This window comes from Sulfobacillus thermosulfidooxidans, from assembly GCF_001280565.1.
Lineage (GTDB): Bacteria > Bacillota > Sulfobacillia > Sulfobacillales > Sulfobacillaceae > Sulfobacillus > Sulfobacillus thermosulfidooxidans_A.
On record NZ_LGRO01000001.1, the window covers coordinates 3140786 to 3162006 of the forward strand.

Annotated in this window: 20 protein-coding genes; 12 read left to right on the forward strand and 8 right to left on the reverse strand. The window is 48.7% G+C overall.

What is annotated here, in order from left to right; genetic code table 11:
• Positions 1–16: 16 nt before the first annotated feature.
• Positions 17–1414 carry a phosphomannomutase/phosphoglucomutase gene (locus tag AOA63_RS15290; RefSeq protein WP_053960522.1) on the reverse strand — a complete coding sequence of 466 codons (1398 nt, stop codon included), beginning with the start codon at positions 1412–1414 and terminating at the stop codon, positions 17–19.
• Between the two features lie 339 nt (positions 1415–1753).
• Here AOA63_RS15290 and AOA63_RS15295 point away from each other — a divergent pair, with 339 nt between their 5' ends.
• Positions 1754–3136, forward strand: a complete 1383-nt coding sequence (locus AOA63_RS15295) for a purine-cytosine permease family protein (protein ID WP_242848350.1) — start codon at positions 1754–1756, stop codon at positions 3134–3136.
• 64 nt (positions 3137–3200) lie between these two features.
• Here AOA63_RS15295 and AOA63_RS15300 read toward each other — a convergent pair whose 3' ends face one another.
• A complete protein-coding gene (locus AOA63_RS15300) occupies positions 3201–4613 on the reverse strand; it encodes an APC family permease (RefSeq protein WP_242848351.1) in 1413 nt (470 codons plus the stop codon).
• 157 nt (positions 4614–4770) lie between these two features.
• On the opposite strand from AOA63_RS15300, the gene AOA63_RS15305 reads away from it, so the two are divergent.
• On the forward strand, positions 4771–5223 hold the full coding sequence (locus tag AOA63_RS15305) for a GNAT family N-acetyltransferase (RefSeq protein WP_053960524.1): 453 nt from the start codon (positions 4771–4773) through the stop codon (positions 5221–5223).
• Between the two features lie 56 nt (positions 5224–5279).
• Here AOA63_RS15305 and AOA63_RS15310 read toward each other — a convergent pair whose 3' ends face one another.
• The gene (locus tag AOA63_RS15310; protein WP_053960525.1) at positions 5280–6488 is read right to left on the reverse strand and encodes a S1C family serine protease; all 1209 of its coding nucleotides are present in this window, start codon (positions 6486–6488) and stop codon (positions 5280–5282) included.
• A 177-nt stretch (positions 6489–6665) separates the two neighbouring features.
• Between AOA63_RS15310 and AOA63_RS15315 the strand changes: the two genes are divergently transcribed.
• The 5 genes from AOA63_RS15315 to AOA63_RS15335 all read left to right on the forward strand — a co-directional run bounded on the left by AOA63_RS15315 (position 6666) and on the right by AOA63_RS15335 (position 12749).
• Positions 6666–7019: a response regulator gene (locus tag AOA63_RS15315; RefSeq protein WP_053960526.1), complete on the forward strand. Its 354-nt coding sequence runs from the start codon at positions 6666–6668 to the stop codon at positions 7017–7019.
• A gap of 290 nt (positions 7020–7309) precedes the next feature.
• On the forward strand, positions 7310–8266 hold the full coding sequence (glpX, locus tag AOA63_RS15320; protein WP_053960527.1) for a class II fructose-bisphosphatase: 957 nt from the start codon (positions 7310–7312) through the stop codon (positions 8264–8266).
• Between the two features lie 35 nt (positions 8267–8301).
• Positions 8302–10575 (forward strand): transcription termination factor Rho, encoded by a 2274-nt coding sequence (gene rho / locus AOA63_RS15325; RefSeq protein WP_053960528.1) that lies wholly within the window; start codon positions 8302–8304, stop codon positions 10573–10575.
• Positions 10576–11298 carry a response regulator transcription factor gene (locus AOA63_RS15330; RefSeq protein ID WP_053960529.1) on the forward strand — a complete coding sequence of 241 codons (723 nt, stop codon included), beginning with the start codon at positions 10576–10578 and terminating at the stop codon, positions 11296–11298. It begins immediately after the preceding gene.
• A gap of 62 nt (positions 11299–11360) precedes the next feature.
• Positions 11361–12749 (forward strand): HAMP domain-containing sensor histidine kinase, encoded by a 1389-nt coding sequence (locus AOA63_RS15335; protein WP_242848352.1) that lies wholly within the window; start codon positions 11361–11363, stop codon positions 12747–12749.
• 50 nt (positions 12750–12799) lie between these two features.
• Here AOA63_RS15335 and AOA63_RS15340 read toward each other — a convergent pair whose 3' ends face one another.
• From AOA63_RS15340 to AOA63_RS15355, 4 genes are all read right to left on the reverse strand, one after another.
• A complete protein-coding gene (locus AOA63_RS15340; RefSeq protein ID WP_053960531.1) occupies positions 12800–14032 on the reverse strand; it encodes a DUF1641 domain-containing protein in 1233 nt (410 codons plus the stop codon).
• 30 nt (positions 14033–14062) lie between these two features.
• Positions 14063–15202, reverse strand: coding sequence for an NAD(P)/FAD-dependent oxidoreductase (locus AOA63_RS15345; RefSeq protein ID WP_053960532.1), 1140 nt, complete (start codon positions 15200–15202; stop codon positions 14063–14065).
• A gap of 112 nt (positions 15203–15314) precedes the next feature.
• A complete protein-coding gene (locus tag AOA63_RS15350) occupies positions 15315–15548 on the reverse strand; it encodes a sulfurtransferase TusA family protein (RefSeq protein ID WP_020376129.1) in 234 nt (77 codons plus the stop codon).
• Positions 15549–15586: 38 nt separating this feature from the next.
• Positions 15587–15985 (reverse strand): DsrE family protein, encoded by a 399-nt coding sequence (locus AOA63_RS15355; RefSeq protein WP_020376130.1) that lies wholly within the window; start codon positions 15983–15985, stop codon positions 15587–15589.
• Positions 15986–16418: 433 nt separating this feature from the next.
• On the opposite strand from AOA63_RS15355, the gene AOA63_RS19430 reads away from it, so the two are divergent.
• Positions 16419–16607, forward strand: coding sequence for a hypothetical protein (locus AOA63_RS19430; RefSeq protein WP_139061636.1), 189 nt, complete (start codon positions 16419–16421; stop codon positions 16605–16607).
• Here the strand turns inward: AOA63_RS19430 and AOA63_RS15360 are convergent.
• A complete protein-coding gene (locus AOA63_RS15360) occupies positions 16604–18397 on the reverse strand; it encodes a peptidoglycan-binding protein (RefSeq protein ID WP_053960533.1) in 1794 nt (597 codons plus the stop codon). The genes AOA63_RS19430 and AOA63_RS15360 overlap by 4 nt on opposite strands.
• 187 nt (positions 18398–18584) lie before the next feature.
• On the opposite strand from AOA63_RS15360, the gene rpmE reads away from it, so the two are divergent.
• The 4 genes from rpmE to AOA63_RS15375 all read left to right on the forward strand — a co-directional run bounded on the left by rpmE (position 18585) and on the right by AOA63_RS15375 (position 21204).
• Positions 18585–18785, forward strand: a complete 201-nt coding sequence (gene rpmE, locus AOA63_RS19085) for a 50S ribosomal protein L31 (RefSeq protein WP_028962076.1) — start codon at positions 18585–18587, stop codon at positions 18783–18785.
• A 91-nt stretch (positions 18786–18876) separates the two neighbouring features.
• Positions 18877–19950 carry a peptide chain release factor 1 gene (gene prfA, locus AOA63_RS15365; RefSeq protein WP_197648413.1) on the forward strand — a complete coding sequence of 358 codons (1074 nt, stop codon included), beginning with the start codon at positions 18877–18879 and terminating at the stop codon, positions 19948–19950.
• On the forward strand, positions 19947–20819 hold the full coding sequence (gene prmC / locus AOA63_RS15370; protein ID WP_053960535.1) for a peptide chain release factor N(5)-glutamine methyltransferase: 873 nt from the start codon (positions 19947–19949) through the stop codon (positions 20817–20819). The genes prfA and prmC overlap by 4 nt, the downstream gene beginning before the upstream one ends.
• 58 nt (positions 20820–20877) lie before the next feature.
• Positions 20878–21204, forward strand: coding sequence for a rhodanese-like domain-containing protein (locus tag AOA63_RS15375; RefSeq protein ID WP_053960536.1), 327 nt, complete (start codon positions 20878–20880; stop codon positions 21202–21204).
• Positions 21205–21221: the final 17 nt, after the last annotated feature.

Here is a 21221-nt window from a genome sequence, read left to right on the forward strand (position 1 = left end):
AGAAGCAAAGAAAAAGCTAGTTGCCTGACCAGTCAATGTGAGAGATATACGGGAATGATGTTAAGGCCTGTTCAAGATCTTGAATGATGGTTTGTAAATGTTCGGCGGTATCGGCTTCTGCCCGCGCGACTAAAGCGGGTTGGGTATTCGATGCTCGCACTAATCCCCATCCGTATGGGAAAACCACACGGACCCCGTCGACATCGATAACGGATACATCGCTTCGGGCCTGATAGGCATTACGTAAAGCGTTCACAACTTCGGTTTTTTTATCGTCGGGACAATCAATGCGCACTTCGGGAGTTGATGGCTTCATGGGGACATCTTGGAGTAATTGGGATAGCGGACGATCGGAATGTGAGAGGATCCTTAAAAGACGTCCGGTAGCATAAAAAGCGTCATCAAACCCATAGTACTCATCAGCGAAAAACATATGTCCGGACATTTCCCCGGTAAATACAGCGCCAATTTCTCGCATGCGCGCTTTAATCAGCGAATGTCCCGTTTTGAAGAATTCCGGTTGGCCGCCTAGGCGCACGATTTCATCCACCAAGGTTTGTGAGCACTTCACCTCGACAATCGCTTTCGCCCGCGGGTGACGCGCCAGGATTTCTCGCCAATAGAGGACCATGAGACGGTCTCCCCAAATAATATCCCCTTGATCATCCACAACCCCGATGCGGTCCCCATCTCCATCAAAGGCAACACCTAAGTCCGCCCCGGTTTCTTTGACTCGCGTAATGAGATCTTGCAGGTTCTTTGCCACGACCGGATCGGGGTGATGGTTGGGGAATGTGGGATCGGGTTCGCAATAAAGGAATTCGGCATTGTTAACACCAAAGGCTTTCATGACATCGCGTGCAAAAAGACTCGGCGTCCCATTTCCGCAATCAACAATCACATGAAGGGGTTTGGGACCCAACTGAATTTTTTCATGGAGCATGGCAAGATAAGCGGGCACAGGATTCGCGGTCGTCCGTTTACCGGCGCCTTGGTGAAAGGAACCGCTTTCTAAGATGGCCCGAACTTTTTGAATTTCCTCCCCATAAATCGTGGCAGGACCTAACGCTAACTTAAAGCCATTATATTCGGCGGGATTATGCGAAGCGGTTATCATGACGCCGCCATCGATATTGAAATGGATGCGAGCAAAATAAAAGATTGGGGTCGTTACCTGACCGATATCAATCACATCCACACCTGTCGATAACAATCCCTCAGTCATGGCATCACGAAATGCTGGCGAGGAACTGCGAGAATCCCAGCCTAGAAGTGCTTGAGACACATCATGGTCTAACAAATATGTTCCAAAAGCTTTGCCTAACTGGCTGACACCTTCCAAAGTAAAATCTTGGTCAACTAATCCGCGGATATCGTATTCGCGAAACACAGTGGGATTTATGCTGGATGACATGCGCACGATCCTTTCTTTTCTCGTTTCTCGTTTCTCGTCTCTGGTTTCTTGTTTTTTATCTCGCCATTTTGCTCCGGTGGCCTATTCCTAACGCGATGACGTACGATTTTTATGAACTGATGAATTGTGCACGTCTTTCAAGATCATGTGCCTCATGGGCTTCATCATACCGCTTGTCTTTGCGGGCGTCTATGCCGGGGTAAGTTAAGAATTTTAACATAAAATGGCAGGATATTTTTTTGTGCTACTAACCAAATTTGTTGACGCGTTCCGAACATTTTTATAAAATTTCTTCGGAATCGTTCGGATTATATTGTCCCACACTATGGGCGGAGGTGTATGATGGCGGCAACCAAGAAAGCCAGCCAGTATGGTGATGAAGTGGCTCGCATTGAGCCCATTGGGATTGAACACATTGAGGAAACAGAACGGCACGGGCATGTGTCCTCTGTTTTTACCTTGTGGTTTGGGGCTAACGTCGAACTGGCCACGTTAACCACGGGAACCGCGGCGGTCGCGCTCTTTGGGCTAAATTTTGAGCAAGCCGCATTGGGATTGATTTTGGGTAATATTTTAGGAGTGATTTTATTAGGCCTAGTGTCTACCTTTGGTCCCCGTTTGGGTGTGCCGCAAATGGTGCATTCGAGGGCACCCTTTGGGTTTTATGGGAACTTTCTTCCCGGAGCCCTCAACGCGATCGCAGGGGTCATGTGGTTTGCGGTGAATACGGTGTTGGGATCATTTGCATTTGAAGCATTGTTCCATACCAATTTCGTGGTGGCCCTTTTGGTGATGGCCCTGGTCCAGGTGATTGTGGCTGTCTATGGTTATAATATGATTCATGCTGTGGAACGGTTTATGGCCATTATTTTAACTTTAGTATTTATCGGCGTATCCATTTTTGCCTTTGCTCACGCCAATTACGCCTTGCCGTTTGATGCGAAATCCCCCTTGGGGCAATATACAGGAATTCGTGGGGGCATTATTGAAGCCGTGGGCTTGGCTCTATCCTACTTGTTAGGCTGGACCGTTTTTGGCTCGGATTATACCCGGTACTTACCGGCGGATACTAAGCCGTCAAAGGTATTTTTTAATGCCGCCTCGGCTAACTTCATTGCCGGGGTATGGTTGGAATTAGTGGGGGTGGCGCTCGCGACCATTTTCCCGCAAGCGGCTTCTAGCCCCAATCCGATTAGTTTATTAACAGGCATTGAACCGCATTGGATGGTTCCGGTGGCTCTATTTGCGGTTATCATTGGCACGGTCACCGCAGATGTCTTAAATATTTATTCGGGTTCGTTGTCGGCCTTGGTCATTAATATTCCCGTTAAACGGTGGATGGCGGCAATTTTAGTCGGCATTATCGGCGCAATTTTAGCCTATGTTGCTAGAAAGTCTTATTATCTGGATTTCGAAAACTTCTTGTTTTTGCTAGCCTATTGGTTAGCTCCATGGACAGCCGTGGTATTGGTGGATTTCTTTGTGATCCGCAAAGAACGTTATCACACCGGTCTGTTTTACGATCCCAGGCGGTTTGTCCGTTCCGGACTTTGGGCGTGGATTATTGCGATTGTGGTCTCTATTCCCTTTTTCAACCAGGCCTTGTATGTCGGAAGCTTTGCTTATCATCATCCGCATATGGGCGATATATCCTATTACGTCAGTTTCATCGTGGCGGCTATTGTCTATTTCATCTTAGGACAGCGTACGGCCAGGGATTAATCCCACAACTCAGTAAGAGCCGAACCTTCTTAAATATAAGGTTCGGCTCTTGTTTTATAGCGGGTTATTTTTCCGGCGATTTGACTTCGATGAAGTCGGTGGGGTCAAATACATAAAACGCTTGCGCACCGCGGTGTGGCACGGCATAAAATGCGGCGAACAGGACAATGCCGCCGACGATCCAGTCAATACTGGACCCCATGACCCCGGGGGCTAAAACGATAAAGAGGACTAAGAGCCCGAGCAAGAGACTAGAAGTCACATAGGAGAGAATGCGTAAGGGGAGGTGTTGGTGATCCCCGGCATGAGGCCATTGATGACGGTGGATGGTGGTCAGGAACCAGGAGGCGCTTAAGCTATCTAAAAAGAATTCTAACGTGAGGAAAAACCCCGCCGAGGATAAGACCACTTGAAATAAATGATCAAGGGAGGGGACCCATAATTCCAATGAGACGACAAAAAGAGCCAGCGCTAACGGCACAATGATCGCGAATAAAGGAGATTTTCGGCGATTCATCTGGGTGAAATGCTGCGGGAGCAAGCGGTCGCGTCCCAATGCAAAGAGAACCCGGCTTAAAATATAGGTTGTTAACCACAATGATCCCGCCGTGGAGGCCAAAATCGGGATCAAAATGATCCAATGGGCCGAGGGAAATACTCGAAATGCCCAAGCGCTCAGGGGATCGGGACTATTCGAGATCCCATGCCAGGGAGTTTCATGCAAAATCAGGGGGAATAAGACAGCATAGATTCCAAAAGCAAATAGCGCGCCCAAAATGCCCGATAAGCCGGGATCTTTGGTCGGGGCTTTGGCTTCTTCCGCTGCGTAACTATCAATTTCCCAGCCATCCATGATGGTAGACGCCACCACCGCGGCGATAAATATCCCAGTCCAGGGAATATGGGGTTCAGGCAACACTTTGACGTGTAAGACCGGAAAGCGCCATAAAGCGGTCATCATTAAAATGATGAGGGATAGCACTTCAATGCCCAAAAACAGTTCGGTAAATCGGGCTGTGGGTTTTGATCCCATTAGCAGAGGAATCATCGCAAAGCCCACCCAAAAGGCACTGATCATGAACAGCGCCAAAACCGGGGCATTTTGACGAGGAAATAATAAGGCCCAGGTGTATTGTGCCGCGGGCATTATGATAGGCGGCAGGGAAGAAAAATAGGCGACAATCACCACGATGGCTTGAAACCGGGCGTAACGGGCGCCCATCACTTGCCTTCCCCAGTGATAAGATGCTCCGGCATTGGGAAAATGCTGATTCAATAACCGAAAGATAAACGCACTTGCGATCAAAGGGATGGCAATGATAAGAATCGCCCACATGACATCCGAGCCGGCTAAGCCAATCATGACGCCTCCCGCTGCTGCAATACTAAATAACGGGCCCACGCTGGATATCGAGAGAGAGGTTAAATCGGTTAAATGAAAGACTTGGCGAAACCTTGATGATGACAACTTGTTCAACAACCGGCACCTCGATTCTGCAGTGAACAGACACTGTCATCATACATGACAAGGCGGTTCTCCCACTAGCCCATTTCGTGGGAAGCCAGCAGGATTTTATTGCCGAAAGACCGAAATGTTTCATAAAATGAAATCGAACCTGAAGAGAGGCGAAGGTATGCAAATTCGACCATATCGTCCACAACAAGATTATCGTGACGTGCTGAATGCGCAATGTGACCTGTACAAAATAAATTTTCCGAAGTTTGTGTGTACGCCGGCATTTTTGGCTGACCAAGCTCAGCGCCTTAGGGCAGCGGCGCGAAGGCCTTTTGAAAACGGTATTTTTGTTTTAGAAGACGGCTTGGATTTTGCGGGATTTGTATGGGTGGCATTGCGGATGGATTTACAGGGGACTTACGGTTCGATTGATCAAGTCTATTTACGAGAACCTTATCGCCGGCGGGGGTTCGGCAAGTTGTTGATGCAAGCCGCCCATGATTTTATTCGCAAGCAAGGGATTACGACGGCACGACTATATGTCACAGCAGACAATACGGATGCCGTACATCTGTATGAGCGGGAAGGCTATCATACCACACGACTAGAAATGGAACGGACGTTATCATAATAACCTGGCATAAAAGGGGAACACCGCTGCCGTAAGGGCAGCGGTGTTAAATTATTTTAGAAGCTCGGAACAGTGGAAGGTTCGGTAATGGGACCATTAGGTTCTTGGCCAATGGTGACATTTCTTGTCACAATTCGTCCCTGATCGTTCACTGTAATGGTAATATGTTGGCCGACGTGAGTTTTGTCGATAATGCTCTTGAGCTGGCTTGCCGACGTGACGGATTGACCATTCACCGCCGTGATGACTTCCCCAGCATATAATCCAGCATTTTGTGCCGGGCTATTGGGCTCTACATAGGCAATGACGACGCCCGTGCTGGTGGGTAAGCCGTATTGTTGGGCCAAACTCTTGGAATCTGTGCCAATAAAGACTCCAAGCCAAGGACGAATGACATGACCATATTTCATCAGTTGCGGCAAAATTTCTTCCACCGTGGATGTTGGGATGGCAAAGCCAATGCCTTGTCCTTGGGTTGAGACCGCGGTATTGATGCCGACAACCTGTCCGGCCAAGTTGAGTAAAGGACCACCGCTGTTGCCCGGATTAATCGCGGCTGAGGTTTGAAGCAAATTGCGGTAATGGCGGTTGCCAATCGTCAAGGGACGTCCTTTAGCACTAATCACACCTACGGTCACTGTATGGCTGAGATCATAGGGATTGCCAATGGCAATCGCCCAGGCTCCCACTGGGGTCTGATTTGAATTGCCTAACACCAAATAGGGTAAGGGTTTAGGGGCAGAAATTTTCAAGACCGCCAGATCGGTGGCATAGTCTGTCCCGACACGTGTGGCGTTAAAGGGTTTGGAATAGCCTGGTACATAAACTTCAATTTTGGTTGCACCATGAATGACATGGTCATTGGTTAGTAGATAACCCCGGCTGTTGATAAAAAATCCCGATCCAATATCTGTTTGAATTTCCGTTTGCGGGGTCATGGGAAGGTTATTCCCAAAGATGGATCCAAAAAAAGGATTAAAGAAAGGTGATGAAGAAATCGATACAGACTGGGGCACCGTGGCCACAATTTTTACGACAGCTGGCCCGTCACGTTTGACCACATTGGAAATCGTATCGGGCCCTAAAGGTAACGTGGGCGGTGTATAAGAGGCTACCGTGGCATAGGGTGTTTGTACTTTGGATTTAGAAATGATGGCGTTTGACGGATTCAGATGATCATAAGCAATGAGTCCGCCACTCACGGCCCCAGCACCAACAGCAAATCCAATCACGGCAGCGCTCAAGGTGCGTGCGATAGGGCGCATGAACATTCCTCCTTCGATAGTCCGTAAAGATCACGAGTAATGTCTTTTCATGAGTAGTGTATCCAGCACTTGTTACAAAACCGTTACAAAATCTGGATTGGTTGGCGTTTTCGGCAGGAATTTCTGTACTCAAAGACGAAGTCTTGAAATATTTCGATGGTGGTAGGTGAATGCTGGGTGAATATTTGGATCATTGACGACAATAAGGCTTTACTGGAATTGTTAATGTCATCACTCGAAGACATGATGTGGCATCTCTATACATTTTCGTGTGGTCAGGAAGTTCTAACCTTTCCATATCAGCCGGTAAATGCGCCAGATGTGGTGATTTTAGATTGGACATTACCAGATTTACCCGCATCGATTGTTCTCCAACACATCACGGCCCATTATCAGCACGTGCAACTTATCGTGATGTCCGGCAATTCGGATATTGAAGAACAATTGCCAACCTCGGCTCGCTGGTTAGGTAAACCTTTTCGTCTCGCGACATTTCGGCAAATGGTGGCAGACGTTGCGTCTTCAGTGTAACCACAATAATCATGAAAAATTCATAATATTGTAAGCCAAACCTTGCCAATTGAGCAGGTTTTGTGGTAGGATACGACCGCATCCAAAAAAATTTTTGGTGGCTAATTTCTGAAATAGTGGTTACAATATTATCGATGACTTCAGGAATTCCTTTTCCGGAAGTTTGCACCCAAACTACCAATTTCCGGACCGCCAAACATAAATCTAACTCTCTTCGCGAGATAAATACGTGATTCTTCGAATGTTCCCAATTGGTTTTCGTAGAAATCTATGGATAATGGAGGCATACAATGGAGCGCGAACTGGCGCTAGAATTTGTGCGAGTGACTGAAGCCGCAGCTCTTGCGTCCGGTCACTTAATCGGACGCGGGGATAAAAATGGAGCTGATCAATTAGCTGTCGATGCTATGCGTTCTGTCTTAGATACCGTTCACATTCGGGGAACGGTGGTCATTGGCGAAGGCGAAATGGACGAAGCGCCTATGTTATATATTGGAGAACAAGTAGGGGCCGGTGACGGTGAAGAGGTCGACATTGCGGTCGATCCCTTGGAAGGTACCAATCTTGTTGCCAAAGGTATTCCGGGAGCTATCGCTGTTATGGCGGTGGCGAAGAAAGGTCATCTGCTTCACGCCCCAGATATGTATATGGAAAAAATCGTGGCTGGACCTGATGGGGTTGGCGTTGTACACTTGGATGCGCCGATTGAAGAAAATTTAAGGGAGCTCGCTAAAGCATCCGGTCGCGATGTGCGCGATTTGACCGTGGTTCTCTTGGACCGGGAACGTCACCAAGAAAAGATCCGCCGCATACGGGAAGCCGGCGCGCGGGTCAAATTAATTTCCGATGGGGATGTCTCTCCGGCCATAGCCGCCTGCCTTCCACATTCCGGTGTTGATATGCTTGTGGGCAGTGGAGGAGCACCCGAAGGCGTGATTGCCGCGGCGGCTGTGAAGTGTCTTGGAGGAACCATGCAAGGTCGATTAATCCCTGAAGATGATGCTCAGCTTAAACGCTTGCACCAAATGGGTGTTACAGATGCCCAACATGTTTTAACCTTGGACGATCTTGTCCGAGGCGATGACGCTTTTTATGTAGCCACGGGAATAACTGATGGAGATTTATTAAAGGGCGTCCATTATGGAAAACGGTATGCGACGACCTATTCCGTCGTGATGCGTCTAAAGACAGGAACAGTGCGCTACATTACGACTCAACATCGAATGGACCGAATGGCTTCCAAATAAGCCATTCTTTAATAATGAGGAGGACAGACTGATTCATGGTCGGTGAAGGAACTCAAGAAGGCATGGTCACAGAACAGAGCAAGCCCAAGCGGCGTAGTTCACGAACAAAGAAGGCCGCAGTGGCTCCAGAGAGCACAACGACAACGGCTTCATCCGAGACCCCGAGTGTTGTCGCGGAAGAGGCCCAAGAGATCACCACTGAAAAAGCAAAAGCACCCAAGAAATCGCGCAAGAAAAAGACGGAGGCGTCTAGTTCTGGACCAGAGCCTGAGTCTTCATCCGTGCCCATTTCGGCGGCTCAGACAGCAGAGTCTGCGACAAAGACTGAGGCAGAAGCAGAAAAGGGAACGAAATCGCGTTCCAAACGCTCGACATCGAAGGCGAAAGCCGCCGAATCTGCCTCCGATCAGAATACCTCTGTTACGAGCCAGGAAGAAGAACCGGTAAAACCCAAAAAGCGTACTCGTAAGAAAACAACCAAGAGTGGAGCCGAAACGGATTTGGTAGAAACCGCCACCGCCACAGAGACCAAGGCTGCTGAGCCTACCGTGGTTCCATCCCCTGAAATCCAGGAAACTCGTGATGGCAGCCAGCGTGAACCCGTCGTCGAAACAGTCCAAGGCGAACCACTCACGGAAAATACGCCAAACGCAAGCACACTGGCACCTCATGAACCTATGGTGGAAAACGAGGCTCCTATCCCTGCACCGGCAGTGGCTAGCCCCTCTGAAAAGAGAGAAGAAGAGAACAAAAAAGAAGTCGAGGCTCGTGAGGCTGAGAAACAGGACAGGGCAGAGGTATCTTTAGATCAAAGTTCTTCCAGTAATGTGCCCGCTGTGACGCCTCCCCCGGTTATTGTAAGTGAAAAACTCCCATTAGCTGAAGAAGCGACTAAGGCGCCAGAGACAGCACCACAACCCGCAACAGTAAATGGAGCAGCGGCCGCCAATGGCAAAGCGGTTCAGACGTCCCGGGAAACACGATCCCGCAACGTCCCAAACGGACAACCATCGTCGCGTCGCGATTTGCCGCGCCCAACGAGGGAAAATCAACTTTCTATGGCTCAACTTGATGCCATGACTTTATTAGATCTCTATAAGCTGGCCCGCTCTCTCAACGTTGAGAATTTCCGGTCTTATCGTAAGGGCGAACTGATTTGGGAAATTCTCCGAGCCAGAACCCACAAAGACGGCTTTATCTTTGCCGAAGGCTTGCTGGATATCGTGGGTGATTACGGCTTTTTGCGACCCACTGACTTTCAGCGCTCTCGCGAAGACGTGTATGTTTCTGCTTCTCAAATTCGCCGCTTTGATCTTCGTTCGGGAGATAAAGTTTCAGGCCAGGCTCGTCCGCCCAAAGATGGCGAGCGCTATTTTGCTCTTTTGCGCGTGGAAGCGGTTAATGGAATGTCTCCGGAAAAGGCTTCAGAACGACCAGATTTTGACGGGTTGACCCCGATTTTTCCACAGCCCCGTTTTCATTTGGAAACCCAGCGGGATGATTTAGCGTGTCGATTAGTGGATATTGTGGCGCCAATCGGTAAAGGACAACGTGGTTTGATTGTGGCACCGCCTAAGGCTGGGAAAACGGTATTATTGAAAAAATTAGCCAATGCCATTGCCACCAACCACCCCGATACACATCTCATGGTGTTGTTGATTGATGAACGGCCGGAAGAAGTGACCGATATGCAGCGATCGGTAAAGGCCGAAGTCGCGAGCTCAACATTTGACGAACCGCCAGAAGATCATATTCGGGTGGCAGAGATGGTATTGGAACGAGCGAAACGGTTAGTGGAAATGGGACAAGATGTCGTGATCTTTTTAGATTCCATTACCCGATTAGCCCGGGCATATAACCTCACCATTCCCGCTTCAGGCCGGACCTTGTCCGGAGGCATGGACCCTGCGGCGTTGCACAAGCCCAAACGGTTCTTTGGCGCGGCAAGAAAGGTCGAAGAAGGCGGTAGCTTGACGATCTTGGCTACGGCATTAGTCGATACCGGTTCCCGTATGGATGATGTCATTTACGAAGAATTTAAGGGAACAGGCAATATGGAATTGCATCTCGATCGCAAACTGGCTGAGCGACGCACGTTCCCCGCTGTTGACATCAAACGATCGGGAACTCGGCGCGAAGACTTGTTGTTAACCCCTGAAGAACTCGATGTGGTGTGGTTATTGCGCAAGGCGACGCATAATCTTAAGGATATTGAAGCGACTGAACTGTTATTGCAGAATTTGCGAAGAACCAAATCGAATGCGGAGTTTTTCCGCATGTTTGCGGCCACTCAGGGAGGATCGAATTAAGTGGACACGGGAGCCGAACACAAATCGGTCATTTTGCTGGTCGATGATGAGGATCATATTCGCGAGTTATGCCGCCTCTACCTTCAAAGTGCGGGATTTGAGGTAACAGAAGCTGCAGATGGATTGAGCGCTCTTCAAAAACTAGAACAGCAAGACGTCGATTTAGTCGTTTTGGATATTATGCTACCGGGCATTGATGGATTTGAAGTATTAAAAACTATCCGCGCTCGGCAAGTTTGGCTTCCCGTGGTGATGTTGACTGCAGTTGGTGACGAAGAAGATCGCATTGCAGGACTGGAGCAAGGAGCCGATGATTATCTGATAAAGCCCTTTAGTCCTAAGGAATTGGTGGCCCGGGTTAAAGCTGTTTTGCGCCGGGCTCAAAGTCCCATAGCTCCTGAAGAGATGGATGTCATTCGTTTTCCGGGTCTTATGCTTGATGCGTCTCAGCGTTTGGCGACAGCGGGAGGTGAAGAACTCACCTTGACCCCAAGAGAATTTGACTTATTGTGGTTTCTCGCGAGTCATCCCCAACAAGTTTTTAGCCGGGACCAATTACTCGATCGTGTCTGGGGATTTGATTTTGAGGGAGACGGCCGGACAGTGGATGTGCATATTACGCGCCTGCGGCAGAAATTGTTGAAAACCCCGTCTCCTTATCAATATGTGGAAACCGTCTGGGGTCAAGGATACCGGTTTAAACCCCAGCCCCGTGAACAATAGTGCTTAGACGACTGTGGTCCCGGACACAAAAGAGTTTATCATCCCGCCTTATCTTTAGTCATGTGGCGGTTACGATCATGGTCCTCGCTATTGCCTTGGGGATTTCCAATATTACCTTTCGTAATTATTTGGTGGGTGCTCAAATAAAGAGTCTGGCGCAGCAAGGGCAAACATTATCCCGCGTGATGCAAGGTTATTTTTCAGGCACATTATATGGACCCGAAGCAGCTTATCTCATTCATGTGGTCCAAGGGACATTGAATGACAGGGTTTACGTGCTGGATAACACGGGTCAGATCCTGTTGGAAACGGGCAATAATCAACTGCCTCAAGCTCCATGGTCTCAAAATGTTTTGGCTCATGTGCTGATTAATGGTCAGGAATTCCAAGGTATTTTAGAAGGTGGGGATCGCCGGCCAGAAGCCACGGCAGGCATCCCGGTGATTGTGCATGGACAAGTGGTGGGAGGCGTATTCCTTGAAGCGCCTCTCAGCAATTCCAATAAGACGGCGGCGTCTTTAACCGGGTTGCTGCTTGTGGGAGAACTCGCTTCGATTGTCATGGCTGGGATTTTAGCCTACGGTTTTTCGAAGCGGCTCACGAGTCCCTTAATTGCTCTACGGCAGACCGTATCACAAATGGGCCGGGGGAATGACCAAGAAGAGATGCATGCCAAGATTGAGGGTCCCCAGGAAGTGCGTGATCTCGCCCAAGAATTCAACCGCATGAGCGACCGAATTCACCTGCAAATGATGCAACTGCGCAAAGAAGCTGAAGTGCGGGATACGCTTTTAGCGCATGTCGCCCATGATTTGCGGACGCCGTTGACGTCCATTCGCGGATTTCTCGAAGCGATTCGTGATCATATGGTGGAAGGACCGGGTCTCGACCGTGCCGTAGAAGTGGCATGGGAAGAAACGCTTCGCTTAAAACGCCTTGTTGACCGGCTTTTAGCCACGACCCGAATCCAAAGTGGAATTGGCCATAAAAGTCCCGTGCACGTTTCTACCTGGATTGAAACAACCTTAGAGCGTGTAACCCCGCTGGCTCAAGAGACCCATCATCCCCTTATTTGGCGCCGGCGTGATGATGCCGTCATTTTGGCGGTCGAGGATTATTTGGTAGAAGCGTTAATCAATGTCATTGATAATGCGGCGAAATGGGGACCCTCTGACACGCCGATTATTATCGACACGGTGCGAGACCAAGAGGAGCAGACGATTCGTGTTTCGGTCAAAGATCAGGGCCCTGGCATTCCGGAAGAGATGTTAGACCATGTTTTCGAGCGTTTTGTTACGGGCGATAAGGCCCGGAGGGGATCCAGTGGCCTTGGCTTGTCTATCGTTTATGAAGTGATGCAACAACATGGAGGCCGTGTCCAAGCCCTGAACGATCCCGAGGGAGGAGCGGTCATTATCATGACATTACCCGTTCTCTCTGATCCGGCATAAACGATAAAAGACCCTCGTACGAGGGTCTTTTATCTGGGAAGTCACGGAATTTAAGACGTGGTTGATTCAAGAACAGTCGGCAGTCTACGGAGCAAACCAAAAAGCGTCTTCAAACTGACTTGAATCTCGGGTTCTTTGAGCATGCGTAACATGCTTCCCAGGGTGACCTTGCGCGAGTCGGTTTGCGCCTCGGCAAAAGCATCGGTCAATTGCTCAAAAAGGTCGAGTCCCAGATCTAAAAGACCTGATGTTAAGGCTTGATTCAACGCATTTCCGGCTTGTTGGGCAACGGTGGCAAGACGCTCAATCATCACCGGATTCAACGAATCCTTGATGGCCTTGGCCGTTGACGTTAGTTCGACCAACGCGTTCCACGTGCCATTTTTCTGCCACACAATAAGCTGATCCATCATGGTTAATAATCCCTGTTGGTTATCTAAGAGATGGTCAATCGCATGAAGTGCGTCAGAGTCTGTGGCCTTAGTGGCTAATGTACCAAATTGGGACATTAACGTGCCTATGCGCTCGGCCATAGCCGGGGTGGCCGAATTTTTGACGGCGGTCAAGAGGGCGGTAAACTCCGTCAGCGCCTTCCACGTCCCGTCTTGATGCCATTGACCGAGTTGGGCCAACATATCGGTTAAGGCCGCGCTGTGGTCAAAGGTTTCGGTCACGAGTGCTTTAGCGTCGGGATCTGTCAACAAAGTGGCGAGATCGCCGGAATTGGCGAGCAAAGTACCGAGACGCTCGGCCATAGCCGGGGTGGCCGAATTTTTGACGGCGGTCAAGAGGGCGGTAAACTCCGTCAGCGCCTTCCACGTCCCGTCTTGATGCCATTGACCCAGTTGGGCCAACATATCGGTTAAGGCCGCACTGTGGTCAAAGGTTTCAGTCACGAGTGCTTTAGCGTCGGGATCTGTCAACAAAGTGGCGAGATCGCCGGAATTGGCGAGCAAAGTACCGAGACGCTCGGCCATAGCCGGGGTGGCTGAATTTTTGACGGCAGTCAAGAGGGCGGTAAATTCGGTGAGTGCTTTCCACGTGCCATCGTGTTGCCACTGGGCTAGCTGGTCTAGTGACGTTTTGATGGTGTCGTGTCTTTCGATTACGGTATCCAACGCGTCCAGTGCCCCTGGCTCAGCTGCCCGTTGAGTTAACTGGCCTAAAGAGTTCAGCATATTGCCAATGCGCTCGGCCATGGCCGGCGTGGCACTGTCTCTTAAAGCCGTCAGTAAGGCTGTCCATTCTCCGAGCGTTTCATTTGAAACCTGTATGGTTGCCATAGCTGGCCTCCTTATATTGCCACTGTGACGTTACAGCAGACCCGCGGGAGTTAACCAGTACATCCGGTTATAAGCGAGTTTGTACATGTGGATCATTTCTGTAGGCTCCGGCGGGTTAGGTGGATTGTTGTAATCAAAGGTAATGTATGTGGCGGATTTTAGACCCGTTTCAATGAAGCAGAAGACCTTCCCGTCGTAACGGATCGATCCGAGACCCCCGCGAAGGAGATTGACTAAGTTGGCGGCAACAACGTCAGCTTCAAAATGCGCGGTCGATCCCGCTTTACTAATGGGAAGATTTGTCGCATCCCCTAAAACAAAGATGTCGTCAGCACCTTCCATGCGTAATGTGTGGCGATTGGTGGGGATCCACTTGCCGGCATCACCAATTTCAGACCGTCCAATCACGTCTTGCCCGGTGTGGGGCGGAATAGCTACGAGGAGATCATAATCGAGAGTTTCACCTTCGATGCTCGTAATCGTTTTGTTTTTGGGATCGACTTTTTCCGGGTTAAAAAATACATGGGATTCAATATGCCGTTCTTCAAACACCGGGGCCGCCCATTTCGCTACCGGTTCTAATGAGTGCAACCGGCCAATGGGGTAAGTATAAACCACTTCGGTTTTGTCGCCGATACCTTTAGCTTTGGCCCATTCTTGTACCATGAACGTGAACTCTAAAGGAGCCACGGGGCATTTGTGCGGGACGCCAACGGTGACAACAATACGACCACCGTTGAAGTCATGCAACGCTTGACGCAGTTTCAGTGCGCCTTCTTCTGTGTAAAAAATGTGTCCACCTTCGGGAAGCCCGTCAATAAGTTCAGGGGCTGGACGGCTTCCAGTGGCTATGACCAAATAGTCATAAGGGATTTTACTGCCATCGGCCATAATGACGGCTTTAGCATCGCGATCAATACGATCGGCAGAGCCATGAACCAGTTTAACATGCCGGTCCAAAATCTCGCGTTCAGGTTTCTTGGCTTCTGAGGGAACAACTTGATCAAACGCCATATATAAAAACATGGGTTGATAGACGTGTTCTGCAGATTCGGAAATCACCGTAATTTCTACATCGCCGTGCTTCAATTCCGAACCCATTTGTCTGGCAACCTGGTTAGCTACGATTGTGCCACCAACGCCACCACCTAAGATAACAACTTTCTGCATTGTTTTCTCCCCTTATTCCGAAGATTTGTAATAATTCGCCCAAAAACGGTTTGCGGGACCAGTGAGGTCTCTCACTGTATTAAACTGGAACAATGCGTTGGATAATGGATACTTAGCGCAGTTTCTTGACTTGCACTTTATAAATGCCGCCATCCTCAATATTTTTAACGACTTCATGTCCGGCGCGTCCGACCCAGTCGGGAATATCCTTAGCGGACCCGGCATCTGATGACCACACTTCAAATATTGTTCCGACCGGTTCTTGGCGAATTCCCTTAATCAGTTCCATCAAGGGACCCGGACAGAAAGAGCCGCGGGCATCAACAATTTTTACTTCATCAGCCATTATGTGCTCCCACCTTTTTTGTGCTGTGTTGAGAATGTCTAAAAGGTATAAGTCGCTTCGCCTTCGACCTTGGCAAGAAATCCGGCGACACCAAGGGTTTCATCGAAAATATCGACGAGGTCGTCCAATTTCCAGTGATAGACATCCATGACGAGACCGCAGGCATAAAGAATGACTTCGCCGAAATCTTTAGCTTGGCGAAAAAGGTCGATGAAAGAATCTCCGCCGGTCTCAATAATCGTGCGAGCCACTGGGCCCTTGGTAATTTGAGAAGCAATGGCAGGATCCTTATGAAAAGCGGGAAGTGCTTCCATGCTCACGAAAATTTTTACGGGTTTGCCATAGCTAGCGGCAACAGCCGTTAACATTGCGGCCGCCTGCAATTTGGCATAATCGCCAGAAAGCAACATGATATTCACGGCTTGCGGATCAGCCATGTTTAATTCCTCCTTCCTGTATAGTCAATTCCTACAGGTTATATTGTATCATGCCAACTCCTCTAATTTAAACGATGAATATCGCGATTTTACCGGTTAATAATAACTTTGTTTAAATTTATTTTGCATGAACGATAACTTTACATGAATAGTCAAGTATTATTTAACGATCATATAGCGATTCGTGATAACTGACGAAATTGGGTAAAACTGTGCACAAGATGTATGAATTAGAAGAAAAAATCATTCTCTAGAAGGATGTGTATTTCAAAGATTATGGCCGCGTTCCATTAATCAATGATTCAAGATAACTATGAATAGATACGAATCAGATTTTCTATTCATTAAACCGCCGAATTCCGTTCCTGTCGATTTCTCATGGGCCTGGGTTTCATATCATCATGAGCATGGAAGTATGTCTCAGCTAAATAGAATGAGTGAGTATTATTCTTGTTGTGAGTATTTAAAAACAGAAGACTTTATTCAGGTACCGATTACCAACGATGGCGAGGAGCATAATAACCGGCGTAATGTGCCGGTTTCGAATAATGCCCCTTTGCCATCATGTGACACGCAAGATGGGAAAACGTTTTCCGGTTTCTTGTTGACGTGGGTTATTTAACGCGTTAGAACGTTGACCGTATTGGTATTATCGTTGGTGAAATAAACGAGCAGTTCGCCGTTATCGTCTAAGGCTACATATACACCAAAGAGCGCGGAACCTGCTCCGGTGACAGGATTCACAGGTGTTTTATCCAATAGGCGTGCCGAGACGAGTTGTCCCGTACGCGGATTGATCTCAATTGCCCGGTTATCACCTTGATTCACGGCGATTAGGTTCCCATTTTCGGGATTGAACCCGAGTCCTGCCGGCTTGTTTAATGGAGGCCCTTGATAAATTTTCAGTCCTGAACCCAAATCCCTATGGGTTGTGCTGACGGGAGCCAAAACAGAAATGCTGTTGTCAGCACCGTCAGCAATATAAAGCGCATCGCCCATGGGAAGCCAAATCATGCCTTGAGGGCCAAACACGGTATTGATATTGGTCCCGACATGGGCAAAACCTGATCCAATTTGCAGGGTGACGGAATCTGCGTTAAAGTCGGGCGGGTGGAACTCGGTGAATCGGTCGATAGTACCAGAAAGGACGTTGGTGGAAAAGAACGCAACCGGCAGTCCATAAAATTCGCCGAAGTTAAATTGCATACCCCACGGACCATCAAAAAGATCACGATGAATATCGCCGCCGGAAAATAGGGTCCCATCGGGAGAAATGACTTGCACCACACCTTGGCTGCCATCGGGTGCAAAGCCATAGTCCGCAATCCATGTCGCGCCGAGATTGGAGGTCGAGATAGCAATGGGCGCCATCGCGCCGGCAAAAAAACGCTCAGAACGGCCATTAACAATACGCTCCAACGTGCTCCCAAGACCCATAACGCCATTGGCATTGTTGATATTGGACACCAAGAGGTCGCCGTGTTTCAGTATAGTGTTGGCATCATCAAAGGTATTGGGAGCCAATAACACGCCATAAGGATTTTGATCGCCATTGACCGGATCAATCGTTGATGAAATGACCTGAATGTGGGAGAGGCTTTCAATGCGTCCTTTGGGAAAGGCGTCAGCAGAATACCAAAATACGGGGTTAGAACGCCCTAGTGCGTAAAAGGTTTGAGGACCGCATATGCCATCCGCGGTAATGCCAAATGCTTCTTGAAAGTGTTTGACAGCATGGCGGGTGAGTGAGCCAAAATAGCCATCGATGCGCCCGGGATAAAATCCCAGATTTTGTAGAATGACTTGCAATCCTACCGTGTCAAAACCATTGACACCCTCGTGTAAAGTTCTTCCTCCGGTGATGGCAGTAATCCATAAAATATCAAAAGTGTCTGGTCCTACGTTTCCGTCAAAAGCGATATCCCAGTGCCGATAGACAATGTTGTCTCCTTGAAACGCTAGCACCGCTTGCGAGGTCGGCGTATCAAAATCGCCTGTCGCAGCTTGGTTAAGGGTAACGGCATAGCGAAGACAATTGAGGCGATTTTGAAGAACGATGACGTCGCCTCCTGTGATTCCGGCTGTGAGATGACGCGAGCCAAAGGCAGGGCCGCCATACGCATGATTGTCTTGACCCATGACCCGATAAGTTTGGGGTCCCACGATGCCGTCCACACAAATTCCAAAATAACTTTGTATATTCGCTGCAGCCTTTTGACTTTCGCGGTCAAAAACCCCCGTAATAGGAATTCGGGAACCCATTGGCCCATTTGGCGGGTTCATGAGCTCTAACAACGTATTATAAAGGCGTTGAAACACTTTGACATCAGTACCGGTCAAGAGGGGTCTTTTTAGCCGCAGTACGCGAGAACCAAAAGGTACACGCGGCAATTGGCCCGCAAAATTTCCCATAAATTATTCCTCCTTCGGCTTTTTCTAGCCTCCTATGGAATAATATGGAGGATGAGGCAAAATGTGATAAAATCATTCAGAAATTATGAACGAGTAGGGAGCTCTAGGATTTGTCATCTTGTCTTTATTCACGAATTTTGTTAGAATATCCCGTGCATTTGGAGTGGTCCGGGAAGAAGGTGAGAGCATGAAGGATGGAATTCACCCGGCGTATCAACGAACCACAGTGACTTGTGCTTGTGGGGCCGTTTATCATGTCGGATCAACGAAAACGAACTTGCGTATTGAAATTTGTGGACAGTGCCACCCTCTATATACCGGGAAGCAGCGAATTGTCGACACCGGCGGACGTGTCGAGCGCTTCAAGAAGCGTTATGGTATGAAATAATCCCCGAACAGAGCCGGTGGCTCTGTTTTTTTGTGCGTGACAGGCAACAAGCGACATTTTAGAAAGATCTTCAAAGAAAGAAGGTGGAATGATGGATGATACGACGCGGGCGCGATTAGAGGCAGCCAAGGCGCATTATCACGAGGTCCAGGAAGTCTTGTCAGATCCTCAAGTTGCGTCGAATCCTGAGCTGTTACGGAAGTATGCTCAGGAATTAGCCCAATGGGAGGACGTCGTCAATCATTATGCGTCCTATTTATCGCTAAGTGAGGAGTTAGAAACTCTTAAAGAAATGGCGCGTGAAGACACCGATGAACGGGGTTGGTTGGAACAGGAAATGGATAAGACCCGCCAACAATTAGATCGCGTCGAACAAGAGATTCAGCGCCTCTTAACGCCTTCTGATCCCAACGATTCCAAAAATGTCATTATGGAAATCCGCGCGGGCGCCGGGGGCGAAGAAGCGGCATTATTCGCCGCTGATTTGTTTCGTCTTTATGTTCGGTATGCTGAGCGTCATGGATGGAAAACCGAGTTATTATCGGTAAATGAGACGGATATCGGTGGATATAAAGAAATTATCTTTATGATTGAAGGGGCTGGAGCATTTAGCCATCTTAAATTTGAACGGGGTGTGCACCGTGTTCAGCGCGTTCCGGTCACTGAGGCTGGTGGACGCATCCATACATCAACTGTGACGGTCGCTGTTTTGCCAGAGGTCGAAGAAGTCGAAGTAAACATTGATCCCGATGATTTGCGTATTGATACGATGCGTTCAAGTGGAGCAGGTGGGCAGCATGTTAACAAGACCGAGTCAGCGGTCCGGATTACTCATATCCCGACCGGCATTGTTGTTTCGTGTCAAGACGAAAAATCCCAATTAAAAAATCGGGATAAGGCGATGAAGGTTTTGCGGGCCCGTCTTAAGAACCTCTATGATTCGACACAAGCTAAAGAAATCGCCGATGAGAGACGTCAGCAGGTAGGAACTGGCGATCGCTCTGAACGCATTCGCACCTATAATTTTCCTCAAGGTCGGGTAACTGATCACCGTGTCGGCATTACCTTACACCAGCTTGAAGAAGTCTTAGATGGGGATATCGAAGAAATTATTGCGGCATTACAAGCTCAAGAACAAGAAGAACGGTTACACCAAGAATCATGAAAGACGATTGGAAAGTACTAGTAAGAGAAGCCGCTCGTCAACTGCAAAAGGCAGGAATTGATGAGCCTTATGCGGAAGCTGAGCAGCTGTGGTGCGCGATATCGGGGACGACTGTGACCGACTGGTTATTAGACCGGGGAAAAATGAGTCAAGGTCTTCTGCAAAAATATCAGGCGGCCATTAGTCAGCGATCTAAGCGTGTTCCCTTTCATTATATTACGGGAACACGAGAATTTATGGGCTTAACGTTTCATGTCGATCCCCGGGTTCTTATACCTCGACCGGAAACCGAACATCTTGTTGAACGGGTTTTGCGAGATGCCTCTCATGAATCGCTAACGATTGTTGATGTCGGTACCGGAAGTGGGGCGATTGCGGTGAGCTTAGCCCATTTTGGATCTCCGTTATGGCAGATTATTGCCACGGATGTGAGTGAAGAGGCTTTGCATGTGGCCAAAGATAACGCCAAGAAAATCCTCTCCCGGGGCGAGATTCGTTTTGTCCGCAGTGATTTATTGTCGGCGTTAAAGGGGCCTATCGATATTGTGGTGGCAAATTTGCCTTACGTGGCAGACGCAGATAATCAGGGTCAAAACCTTATGCCGGAATTATCTTATGAGCCGCCATTAGCTCTTTTTGCCAGCGATCAGGGCCTTGGCGTCATTCGCCGTCTTATCGAACAATTGCCCGCAAAACTGGCGTCTGCAGGATGTGTATACTTAGAAATAGGTCAGGGACAGGCTGATGCTGTGGAAAGGCTGTTTCAAGCGCAAGGACTTCAGGTTTTGCAAAGAACCAAGGATTTAGCGGGGATTGACCGGGTTGTTGCAGCGAAGAAACGGGACCCGCTTTGGGGTCAAGAGCCCTGACATCGAGTGACTACCGGTAACACAATAGACAACAAAAAGATAAACAAGGAGGGTATCCATGGCCGAAGAAATCACAGCGGAAGAATTGGCGCATCGCCTAAGGCATGTTGACCCCGATCATCCCATAATTGTTATTGATGTTCGTTTAGGGCAAATTGGCGCCATTCCCGGTGCTAAGCATGTTCCGGTTACGGATTTAGAAGATCAACCATGGAACTGGGATCCCGACGCCGAACTGGTGGTGTATTGCCAGTTGGGCAAAGGGGGCAGCGAATATGCTGCCGAAGTGCTTGAGGAACAAGGGTATCGTAAAGTTTATAAATTGGTCGGCGGCATGGAAGCCTGGGAGACGTATTTAAAGGAGCATCCGCAAGAATCTTTCTAACGATGAAGAGCGCTCCC